The 10,414-nt window shown below is 44.9% G+C and carries 11 protein-coding genes and 1 pseudogene; 2 read left to right on the top strand and 10 right to left on the bottom strand.

The annotated features are described in order from the left end of the window. Positions 1–948 (top strand): annotated as a pseudogene (locus tag ACJ751_RS01015) (elongation factor 4); the annotation flags it as partial. A gap of 231 nt (positions 949–1,179) precedes the next feature. Then, positions 1,180–1,815 carry a PH domain-containing protein gene (locus tag ACJ751_RS01010; RefSeq protein ID WP_407743504.1) on the top strand — a complete coding sequence of 212 codons (636 nt, stop codon included), beginning with the start codon at positions 1,180–1,182 and terminating at the stop codon, positions 1,813–1,815. Between the two features lie 3 nt (positions 1,816–1,818). On the opposite strand, the gene ACJ751_RS01005 is transcribed toward ACJ751_RS01010, so the two are convergent. From ACJ751_RS01005 to ACJ751_RS00960, 10 genes are all read right to left on the bottom strand, one after another. Beyond that, positions 1,819–2,859 carry a hypothetical protein gene (locus ACJ751_RS01005; protein WP_407743503.1) on the bottom strand — a complete coding sequence of 347 codons (1,041 nt, stop codon included), beginning with the start codon at positions 2,857–2,859 and terminating at the stop codon, positions 1,819–1,821. A gap of 95 nt (positions 2,860–2,954) precedes the next feature. After that, positions 2,955–3,512 carry a D-glycero-alpha-D-manno-heptose-1,7-bisphosphate 7-phosphatase gene (locus ACJ751_RS01000; protein ID WP_407743502.1) on the bottom strand — a complete coding sequence of 186 codons (558 nt, stop codon included), beginning with the start codon at positions 3,510–3,512 and terminating at the stop codon, positions 2,955–2,957. A 12-nt stretch (positions 3,513–3,524) separates the two neighbouring features. Next, on the bottom strand, positions 3,525–4,229 hold the full coding sequence (locus ACJ751_RS00995) for a nucleotidyltransferase family protein (RefSeq protein ID WP_407743501.1): 705 nt from the start codon (positions 4,227–4,229) through the stop codon (positions 3,525–3,527). A 6-nt stretch (positions 4,230–4,235) separates the two neighbouring features. Beyond that, positions 4,236–4,814 carry an SIS domain-containing protein gene (locus tag ACJ751_RS00990; RefSeq protein WP_407743500.1) on the bottom strand — a complete coding sequence of 193 codons (579 nt, stop codon included), beginning with the start codon at positions 4,812–4,814 and terminating at the stop codon, positions 4,236–4,238. Positions 4,815–4,836: 22 nt separating this feature from the next. Next, a complete protein-coding gene (locus tag ACJ751_RS00985) occupies positions 4,837–5,856 on the bottom strand; it encodes a dehydrogenase (RefSeq protein ID WP_407743499.1) in 1,020 nt (339 codons plus the stop codon). A 35-nt stretch (positions 5,857–5,891) separates the two neighbouring features. Then, positions 5,892–7,010: a glycosyltransferase gene (locus tag ACJ751_RS00980; protein ID WP_407743498.1), complete on the bottom strand. Its 1,119-nt coding sequence runs from the start codon at positions 7,008–7,010 to the stop codon at positions 5,892–5,894. A gap of 1 nt (position 7,011) precedes the next feature. Then, positions 7,012–7,956, bottom strand: coding sequence for a glycosyltransferase family 2 protein (locus ACJ751_RS00975; RefSeq protein ID WP_407743497.1), 945 nt, complete (start codon positions 7,954–7,956; stop codon positions 7,012–7,014). A 3-nt stretch (positions 7,957–7,959) separates the two neighbouring features. Then, positions 7,960–8,511 carry a DUF4199 domain-containing protein gene (locus tag ACJ751_RS00970; protein WP_407743495.1) on the bottom strand — a complete coding sequence of 184 codons (552 nt, stop codon included), beginning with the start codon at positions 8,509–8,511 and terminating at the stop codon, positions 7,960–7,962. 11 nt (positions 8,512–8,522) lie between these two features. Further along, entirely contained in the window at positions 8,523–9,785 is a 1,263-nt protein-coding gene (locus ACJ751_RS00965) for a dihydroorotase (protein ID WP_407743494.1), read from the bottom strand. A 102-nt stretch (positions 9,786–9,887) separates the two neighbouring features. After that, on the bottom strand, positions 9,888–10,414 hold a 527-nt coding region (locus tag ACJ751_RS00960; RefSeq protein ID WP_407743493.1), incomplete at its 5' end, for an NAD(P)-dependent oxidoreductase.

Here is a 10,414-nt window from a genome sequence, read left to right as displayed (position 1 = left end):
GAAGGCATTCGCGGCTTCCAGGAAGTAAAACCGATGGTGTTTGCAGGTATCTTTCCCGTGGTCACAGACGATTTTGAAGAGCTGCGTGATTGTATGGACAAGCTGCAGCTCAACGATGCTTCGCTCACCTTTGAGCTGGAAACATCGCAGGCGCTGGGTTTTGGTTTCCGTTGCGGTTTCCTGGGCATGCTCCACATGGAGATCATACAGGAGCGCCTGGAGCGCGAGTTCAACCAAACGGTGATCACCACCGTGCCCAACGTAAGCTTTATTGCGTATACCACCAACGGCGAAAGGGTGATTGTCAACAACCCCACACAAATGCCCGACCCGGTACGCATTGACCGCATTGAAGAGCCTTGCATCAAAGCGCAGATCATCACCAAGCCCGATTATATCGGTAATATCATGACGCTTTGCCTGGGCAAACGCGGCATCCTGTTGAACCAAAGCTATCTGACCACAACACGCGTGGAGTTGCAGTTTGAGATGCCCCTGACTGAGATCGTTTTTGATTTCTACGATAAATTAAAGAGCCAGACCCGTGGATACGCATCCTTCGATTACCATCCTATCGGTTACCGTGAAAGCGATATCGTTAAGATGGACATCCTGTTAAACGGAGACAAAGTGGATGCATTGAGCGCATTGATCCATCGTGGCCGCTCGCAGGATTTTGGTCGCAAGCTCTGCGAAAAACTGAAAGAGTTATTACCCCGTCAGCAATTCCAGATTGCCATCCAGGCCGCCGTGGGCGCCAAAGTACTGGCCCGTGAAACCATCAGCGCCATGCGTAAAGACGTTACCGCCAAATGTTATGGTGGTGACATCAGCCGTAAACGTAAACTGTTGGAGAAACAGAAAGAAGGTAAAAAGCGTATGCGCCAGATAGGTAATGTGGAAGTACCGCAGGAAGCTTTCCTGGCTGTGTTGAAGCTGGATGATTGAGACAACCTCAACAAACAACCGAATTATAGCCTTCCCCATGCATCGGGAGGGCTTTTTTATTATCAAGGTGGGGTACCTATAAAATAAAAAAACCGGTAGCTGTTACCACCGGGTCGGTCTAATCCGCAGACTGATCCGCTATAGATATACATTTTTTAAAATATACTCATAAATTTTTTCCCCTTTTGGTAAGTCTGCGTTTTTCAATGTTTATTGTATCTAAATTACATTATGCGAACACCTCTTCAAAAAGGCGAACAGATCTTACTGGTAACTCATACCAGCTGGGTTAAACTCATTGTTCCGGTAATTATAGCATTGGCCAGCTGGGTTGCCTCTTATTTTATTGGCTTTTTAGACCGCTATGGCTGGATTGCCGCCCTCATAGGTTCACTGTATTTTTTAGCGGTATATTTTACATGGAAAGCGAGCATTTGGGTGGTTACCAATTACCGGGTTATTGATGAAGCTGGTTTATTGAATCATTTTGCCAAAGAAAGTCCGCTCGATAAGATAAACAACGTATCATACAACCAATCGCTTTGGGGCCATATCCTGAATTTCGGGCATGTTAAAATTCAAACAGCTGCCCAAATTGGCGCTACAGATTACTTTAACGTGCATGGTCCCAGACACCTGAAAGATACTATTACGCTGGCACAGGCCGATTTTCAAAATATACAACTGGCCAACCAGGCCCAACATATGGCTACCGCCATGGGCATACAAGCCGGAGAGGTTAAATACTCATCTGGCTCAACCAGTAGTGGCATTGCTTCAGAACTGGAAAAGCTGCACCAGTTAAAACAACAGGGCATCATTTCCGAAGAGGAATATATAAAAGCCAAGAATAAATTACTCGGTTAGCGGTTACCCCTTCTTTTTAGGAGTTGTGGCTTTTTTAGGTGGCGTAGGTGGTGAAGGAGTTCCCCCTGCTTCCTTATCCATATTTCGGCGGGAAGCTTCCTCTAATCGCTGCTCATTGGCATTACCTGCATCATCTAAAATGGATGATTCCTTGGGGAAATCGCCGTCTTTCAGCTTAAATTCAAAATCAAGGCGCTCAACATGCACCCATTGGCCATTTTGCCATTTGAACGCTTCAAAATCACCGTCGGGGATATAAGTAGATTTTCTTTCCGGTTCATTACTTTCCGAGATCAGGTGATCAAATATGATCAGGTCTTTATCCGGATCGTAATTAAAGAAAGTTTTAGCTTCTTTTTTATATTCAATATCGAATCGGTTCTGTACAGGCCGCTTAACGGAATCTTCTTTAAACGAGATCACTGAGCCGCCAAAAACCGGTTCTCCACGTTCGTTAAAGTGCATCACCTCCATCCATTTGCGATTGCTGTTTACACTGAAATCGTCAAAGCCCAGTAAGGTATAATATTTTACCCCGTTAAATTCCTTGGGTATTATCTTGTAATAAATGGCGCCAATCCAGTTATTACGGGTACGCACACTATCCAAGGGTTTGGCGGTGAACATGGAATAATCGAACAGCGGGAATAATTTCAGCGAACCATCCGGCATATTCATTTGAATGACTCCCTTCTGCAGATATACATACTCATCTTTCTTCAACTGCCAGGTAAAGATGCGAAAACTACTATCCGGAGAATATAGTTTCGAAATATTCAGCGAGTCGAAGGGGAAATAAAACGAGTTCTTTATTTTCAACGCCCGTACAAAGATGCGGGTGAATACACTGTCTGAGCGAAAGCGGTCGGCCGCCTCCTCACTGAACACCATATTCGCAGATAACTTTTGCAGGGAATCTTCTTTTTTCAGTAACTCTCTGCTATCGGTCTTAGCTACCTTCTGGGCAAATGCCGGCGCAACCCCCATCAGTGCGATCACTAACAGCCAGCAACTAATAAAGTATTTACTATTACGGTTATTCATAGATTTAATTCAACAGTAACCATGGTGATTTTTGTAAAATTACAACCATACCTGCCGGGTTTCCCCAACAGGAACGTGAAAGGGTTGATAAAATTTTATTTCAACTGTAAAGCTTTTGCAAAATCGGGTAATGAATTAAATGCCAGGTCAATAGCAGGGTCGGGGATCGCCTGGTCGGGGTGGGTTGTCTTTACAAATACGGTATGAATTCCACCGTTCCGGCCAAATTTCATATCGCTCATGTTATTTCCCACGATCAATGACTTTTGCAGATCAATGGCGGGGAATTCCTTTTTAGCCTGGTAGATCATCCCCGGGTTGGGTTTGCGATTGGGGTCATAAGGGTCGTTGGCTACACAATAATAGATATGGTCTATACGGCCGCCTGCGTTCACTACATCGCGGGTCATTTGGGTGTGAATATCCTGCAGGGCAGCCTCTGTCATCAATCCACGGCCAACGCCACGCTGGTTGGTGGTTAATATTATCAGGCCAAACAGGTCCGACAATTCCTTTATAGCCTCCAGTACGCCTTCATAAAAAATAAACTCATCGTAGGTATACACATAATCCTCGTACTTCTCAATATTTATTACGCCATCACGATCGAGAAATAAAGTCCAGGATTTGTCAATCTTTGTAAGGTCTAACATTACGTTGGGTTATTACTTACCGGAATTTACCAGCTCCCGGTTTGCTTTTTCAAAATCTTCAGGTATTCCGATGTCAATAAAATATTCATCCTGTACAACGCCATACATAGGCCGTACGGTATATAATTTTTCCAGGTAATCTTTTTCAAAAGAAAATTTCTCTGGTAAACCTTCCTGCAAAAATGGTTCTACCTGTATTGCATAAATGCCGCCATTGATAAGACCGCTTTCATAAAACTGCTTTTCCTTAAAGCTTTTTATAGCGCCATCAGCGGTGATTTCAACCACTCCATAACGATCGAACTGCTGCATAGGCTTTAACGCCAGGGTACAATGCGCCTGGTGTTGTTCGTGAAATGCAGTAAGGGCCGGTAGTTGAATGGAGAACAGGGTATCGCCATTCAGGATCAGCACATTTTTTTCAGTTGCCTGCCTGCAGGCCAGTTGTATAGCGCCGCCGGTACCCAATGGATCTTTTTCAATTACATATTGTTTGTGCAGCGCAGGATATCCGGCTTCCAGGTAGTCCTGTATCACTTCAGATTTATAACCCAGTGAGAAGATGAATTTTTCTACTCCCTGTTTCTGAAAATAACCTATAACGTGCGCCAGGAAAGGCTTGCCTGCCACTGGCGCCATACACTTGGGCAGATCGGGAACGGCACTACGCAGGCGCGTACCCAATCCACCAGCCAGAATGATGCATTCTTTGATCATGTTTCTTTATTTGCCGAAATACTGCTCTTCTACCAACTGACAAATAATATGACCCAGCATAATATGGCTTTCCTGAATGCGGGGCGTATCTTTTGAAGGAACATTTACCAGGTAATCACTGAGCGGTTTTATTTTTCCACCTGTATCACCGGTGAAACCAACTGTGATAATGCCTTTTTCGCGCGCAGCTTCAAATGCTTTTAAAATATTTGTTGAATTACCGGAGGTTGATAAACCTACCAGCACATCGCCCTTTAAGCCAATACCTTTAATTAAACGGGCATATATAACATCAAAGCTGTAATCATTGGCCACGGCGGTTAAATAGGAGGTATTGCAATGCAATGCTTCTGCGGGCAACGCCTCACGATCGGTATAAAAACGGCCGGAAAATTCCGCAGCCAGGTGTTGTGCATCTGCTGCGCTGCCACCATTTCCACAAAAATATACGCGGTTACCATTGCGCAGGGCGCTGGTAATGATGGTTGCCAGTTCGTCAATGGTCCCCAACAAAACGGGGTCCTTCAAAATTGTTTCTTTGGTACTGATCGATGCTTTTATGATGTCAGCGATCTTATTATTCATAGGTTTTAATTTTTTTTAGAGTTTATATAGTCCAGGAAGTCAGGCCATGATCAACAAACTGGTAATTCTTTACAAAACCACCAAACTCCTTTAACTTTTCTATTACCGCATATTTGGAATTGGCAGGGCAATAGAAGGTCATAAATCCACCACCACCGGCGCCGGAGATCTTACCACCGGTAGCACCTGCTTTTTTAGCCGCTGCATAAATTTCATCCATCAACGTATTGGATATGCCTTCCGCCATTTGCTTTTTTTGCTGGAATCCAAAGTCAAGGATCTCGCCAATTTCATGCAACCGGCCTTTTAACAGGGCTTCTTTCATTAATTGCGCCTGGTGCTTAAGCTGGTGCATGGCATCTATTGGCTTTTCTTTTTTCGATACCACGTTCTGGCTTTGCTTTTCAATGATCTTTGCCGATTCGCGGCTGGTAGCCGTATAATACAATACCAGGTTATTTTCCAGTTCAAACAAATACTGTTGTTTTATCCGCAATGGGTTCACCACCACATTATCACCAAAAAACTCCATAAAGTTCACCCCACCAAAAGTGGCGGCATACTGGTCCTGTTTACCACCTGCCATTTTCAGGTCGTTCCGTTCAATTTCATAGGCCAGGTGGGCAATGTCATATTCCCCCAGCGGCAGTCGCAACATCTCTGCAAAGGCGCCTACAATTGCTACCACCAGGGTAGAGGAGGTGCCTAAACCTGACCCCGCGGGTGCATCTACAAAGGTAGACAGCTTAAACCCGGTTTCAGGCATGCCGTATAGTTGTTGAATGCGGTTGTATACACCTTTTAACAGATCGAGTTTGCCATCAACAGGCAGTTCGGTACACCAATCATATTCCTGCGCTTCCTGCCTGTCCATGGCCTGCAGCACGATCTTTTTTTCTGCAACAGGCTGAATATTGGCATAGGCGTACAGCGACACGGTTGCATTGAGAATAGCCCCGCCAAACAGATCGCTGTAGGGACTAACATCAGTGCCGCCTCCTGCCAAACCAATACGTAAGGGTGCTTTGCTTCTGTGGATCATTTATAAAAAGATGTTAAAGTATGATTGGCTTTTTTTCAAATTTCCAGGATAGTCTTAACAAGATTATGCCAGGAATATTTTTCTTTTTCGGTGCGAAGATGCGGTATAAAATATTGTTCTCCAAGTTCAAAATAGCGGGTAATGGCGGCTGCGAGTGAGGCTGGTTCCGGTTCACAAACCAGGCCGGCCTTTTCATTCGGTACCCGTACCGGCAGACTACCCACATTGGTAACGATCATGGGTTTTTCAAAAAAATATGCCAGGGGAGTAACCCCACTTTGGGTAGCATTGCGATAAGGCTGTACCACCACATCGGCCGCGCAGAGATAATATTTCACTTCACTGTCCGGGATAAAATCTGTTTTCAGGATCAAACTATCTTTAATCCCTAATCGCGCTATTTGTTCCTGGTAAGCTTTTTCATCTTCATAAAACTCACCGGCCACCAATAATTTAATGGGCTGTTGTTTCAGCAGGGCCATGGCCTCAAACAGCATATCGAGCCCCTTATAATTACGGATAAAACCAAAGAAAAGAAGGATCTTCTCATTGAGATTAATACCCAGTTTTTCCCTGGCTGCTGACTTTGAGATCGGTTGGCCAAAGTTGTCGTACAGCGGATGCAATACTTCCTTCGCCGGTTTGTTTTTTTCGAATTGGCGTAAATCGGCCATTACTTTATCACTCATGGTGATAAAAGCATCACAACTGTTGAGGAAGTACTTCGTAAATGGGGTATCGAAGGGTCTTTTTTCGTGGGGAATTACATTATCGGCTATAGCAATAATGCGGGTATGTTTGTTCTTTTTTACCCTTCGCAATATAGAACCCAATGCCGGGCCCATCAAAGGGATCCAGAACCGGACTACTATAATATCGGGTCGAATTCTTTTTAATTCATTCCCTACCTGTAACCAGTTCAGGGGATGAACAGAATTTATAACCGGGTATATGTCAATATCGGTTGGCGCAGGATCTGTTGAATACTGCGTTTTACCCGGAAATAAAAAAGAGGGGTATTGCAGTGAAAAGGAATAGATACTACAGGTATGGCCTTCATCAATAAACGCCTTGCACAGCCGCTGGTTAAAAGTGGCTAATCCGCCCCGTAGCGGATGCCCGGGTCCTATGATAACAATCGTTTTATGAGCCATGTTACTCCACCCCAATTTTCTTCTCAATCAAATAATGGTTGCGGCCTGCTGAGTTGCGCGCTATCAGTTCGCCCAAAAATCCGGCAATGAACATCAGCGTACCAATGACCGTCAGCGTTAATGATATATAAAAAACGGGCCGGTTGGTAAGGGCATAATCCGGTTCTATGAACTTGGATGCAACCAGGTATACGATCATTAAAAAACCCAGCAGCAGGATGGCTGAACCAAACAATCCAAAAAAGTGCATGGGTCTTTTGCCGTATTTGCCTACAAACGTAATAGAGGCCAGATCAAGAAAGCCATTTACAAACCGTTCCCAGCCAAATTTGGTAGTGCCGTATTTACGTTTGCGATGTTCTACCACTTTTTCGCCGATCTTTCTAAAGCCGGCCCATTTTGCCAGCACGGGTATATAGCGATGCATTTCACCGTATACTTCAATGCTTTTTACAACTTTAAGCCGATAGGATTTAAGCCCGCAGTTAAAATCGTGCAAATCGATCTTCGACATCCGGCGGGTAGCCCAGTTAAAGAATTTGCTTGGAATATTTTTAGTGAGGGTATTGTCGTACCGTTTCTTTTTCCAACCGCTTACCATGTCGAACTTTTCCTCCATGATCATTTTGTATAGTCCGGGTATTTCATCGGGACTGTCCTGCATGTCGGCATCCATTGTGATCACCACGTTGCCCATAGCGGCTTTAAACCCTTCATTCAATGCGGCTGACTTGCCATAATTGCGTTGAAACCTGATCCCTTTTATATGAGGATTTTTTAACCGGAGTTGTTCTATTACCTCCCAAGAGGTATCGGTACTGCCATCGTCGATCATAATAATTTCATAGGTGAAATTATTGGCAGTAACCACCCGCTCGATCCAGGCACACAATTCGGGCAGCGATTCTTCTTCATTCAACAAAGGAACTACAATGGATATATCCATAGTCTATTGGTTAAAAGAATTTTCAAACGGCGATCGCTTTCTTTTTATGATCGCCGATACAATTAAAGCAACAACGAACCAGAAAATGCAACCAAAAACAAAACCCAGCAACAATCTGCCAATTGTATAATTGTTCTGGTCCAACGTTTTATCAACGGCTTTCTCTATTTCACTTTCGGGTGCGCCAAATTTACGCATCATTTGTTCTGCCTTCTGTGCCGTTTCCTGGGCCAGCGCCTGCCTGAAGGGAACATCAATATAATTAAATAAAATAAACTGGAATATCGTTGCAACCAATGACCCTATTACCAGTATCAGAAAAGTAACTTTTAACGCTTGCGCAAATTCAAGATACCCCTGTTGTTTTCTGATCTGAAGTCCTCCTATTACACAAACAACAATAGGTAAAATCATGCCGCAATAGGCAATGGGGTTTACGAACATTTTTGCACCGCCCAGGTAGAGTATTACTGTAAAAGCAATAGCTACCCCGCCGTTAATAAGTCCATAAAGTACCCCTAGATTTTTAGCGGAGGAAGAGGATTCAACGGTCATACAATTAAGTATTAGTTTAGAATTAAGGTTTCCTTATTAAGTATTCCTTTTACAGCGCCCTGCAGGGATCTGTTTGTAAAGGCTGAGTTCTTTGATTTTGACCGGAAGGATGCGGTTGTATAAGTTACCGGCGCCCCAGGTTCAAACAAAGTAAAGCAGGCAGGTGCATCTTTTTTAATAACCGGGCATTCCAGACCAAAGATCTTCCTTGGATTTATACTCACCAGTTCTACCCACCGGCTTTCAGTTATAACGGGCAGTGCTGTTTTGATGGCGCTGTACGATGTTTCGAGTCCCGTCATGCCGTATTTGGCGTATTCAAATTCCAGCACCTTGCTGTCGTATTCATGTGGCAGGTGATGCGAGGCAATGCAGTCGATGGTTCCATCGAGCACAGCCTGGCGAAGTATTTCCACATCAGTTTTCGTACGCAGGGGCGGATACACTTTCAGGTTGGTATCATATTCCATTAGGTCCTCATCACTGAAAAAAAGATGGTAGGGCGTAACCGAGCAGGTTACCGCCAGTCCGGCTTCTTTGGCCCGGCGAATGTATTCGAGCGATTTGGGCGAGCTAACCCCGGTGAAGTGTAGTTTTGAATCGGCATACCGCACCAGTTTTATGTCGCGGGCTACCTGCAGTTCTTCGGCCATCATGGGTTTGCCTGGCAAACCCAACCGGGTGGAGATGATGCCTTCATGCATGAGGCCATTGGCGCCTATACTTTTATCGTCGGGTATTTGTATTACAATACCGTCAAAAGCTTTTACATACTGGAGGGCTTTCAGCAGCAAACCGGCAGATTGGATCGGGTTCAGGCCATCGCTGAAGGCAACGGCGCCACTGCTGCGCATATCGTACATTTCGGCCAGGTCTTTTCCTTCGGCGCCTTTCGATATCGCCCCAATGGGGTGAACCGTAACCGGCAGCGATCTCGACTTCTGGCTGATGTATTCTGCCTGGGTTTTGCTATCGATAACCGGTTTGGTATTGGGGATCACAAAAACATCGGTGTAACCGCCTGCTGCAGCAGCACGGGCGCCTGTTTCCAGTGTTTCCTTGTATTCATAACCGGGATCGGCAAAATGGGCAAACACATCCACCCAGCCTGGCGACAAATGCAACTGGTTGCCTGTGATAACTTTATCTGCTTCCACTGAAATAGCAGGTTGAATATCCCTGATAACTCCTGATTCAATAAGGACATCCTGCTTTGTGCCGTTAAATGGGGATGATGGGTCAGTAATTATAACCTGTTGAATTAGAATCTTCATTCTCAAAAAGTTGAGCGAAGATAAGGTTTTCTGCTTTAAGTTCTTAATCCTCAGTAGTCTTTAGTTCCTTTTAACCTTTGCCCCCTGCCTTTTGCTCTTTGCCTAATTCACCACATGCACCGGCTTATTATTCAAAAATGCGGCTACATTTTGTACCGTAGTTTCCATCACCCGCTGGCGCGCTTCCTTGCTTATCCAGGCGATGTGTGGAGTAATAAGGCAGTTTTTGGCGGTGAGCAAAGGATTTTGCGGCGAAGGCGGTTCAACCGACAATACGTCCAGCGCAGCCCCGGCAATACGACCACTGTTCAGCGCATCGGCCAGGTGTTGTTCATTGATGAGCTGTCCGCGGGAGGTATTTATAATAAAGGCGCCGGGTTTCATTACCTCAATGATCTCATTATTCACAAAACCCATATTATCCGGCTTCAGCGGGCAATGCAGCGACACATAATCGGCTTTGGCAAATAATTCGGGCAGGGGAACCCATTGGGCAAATGCATTTTCTTTTTGGGAAGGATTATAATAAAGCAGTTCCATCCCAAATGCCTGCGCAATGCGGCCAGTTTGCTGACCAATATTTCCCCAGCCAACAATAGCCAGGGTTTTACCTGCCAGTTCGGTTATGG

This window comes from Niastella sp. (assembly GCF_045805085.1).
Taxonomy (GTDB): Bacteria; Bacteroidota; Bacteroidia; order Chitinophagales; family Chitinophagaceae; genus Niastella.
Note: the sequence above shows the minus strand (reverse complement) of the source record. Positions and strands in the feature narration are given on the sequence as shown.

Excerpts from the sequence above, each read along its gene's own strand:
- ACJ751_RS01010 (WP_407743504.1), top strand. The coding sequence starts at position 1,180 with ATGCGAACACCTCTTCAAAAAGGCGAACAGATCTTACTGGTAACTCAT.
- ACJ751_RS01005 (WP_407743503.1), bottom strand. The coding sequence starts at position 2,859 with ATGAATAACCGTAATAGTAAATACTTTATTAGTTGCTGGCTGTTAGTG.
- ACJ751_RS01000 (WP_407743502.1), bottom strand. The coding sequence starts at position 3,512 with ATGTTAGACCTTACAAAGATTGACAAATCCTGGACTTTATTTCTCGAT.
- ACJ751_RS00995 (WP_407743501.1), bottom strand. The coding sequence starts at position 4,229 with ATGATCAAAGAATGCATCATTCTGGCTGGTGGATTGGGTACGCGCCTG.
- ACJ751_RS00990 (WP_407743500.1), bottom strand. The coding sequence starts at position 4,814 with ATGAATAATAAGATCGCTGACATCATAAAAGCATCGATCAGTACCAAA.
- ACJ751_RS00985 (WP_407743499.1), bottom strand. The coding sequence starts at position 5,856 with ATGATCCACAGAAGCAAAGCACCCTTACGTATTGGTTTGGCAGGAGGC.
- ACJ751_RS00980 (WP_407743498.1), bottom strand. The coding sequence starts at position 7,010 with ATGGCTCATAAAACGATTGTTATCATAGGACCCGGGCATCCGCTACGG.
- ACJ751_RS00975 (WP_407743497.1), bottom strand. The coding sequence starts at position 7,956 with ATGGATATATCCATTGTAGTTCCTTTGTTGAATGAAGAAGAATCGCTG.
- ACJ751_RS00970 (WP_407743495.1), bottom strand. The coding sequence starts at position 8,511 with ATGACCGTTGAATCCTCTTCCTCCGCTAAAAATCTAGGGGTACTTTAT.
- ACJ751_RS00965 (WP_407743494.1), bottom strand. The coding sequence starts at position 9,785 with ATGAAGATTCTAATTCAACAGGTTATAATTACTGACCCATCATCCCCA.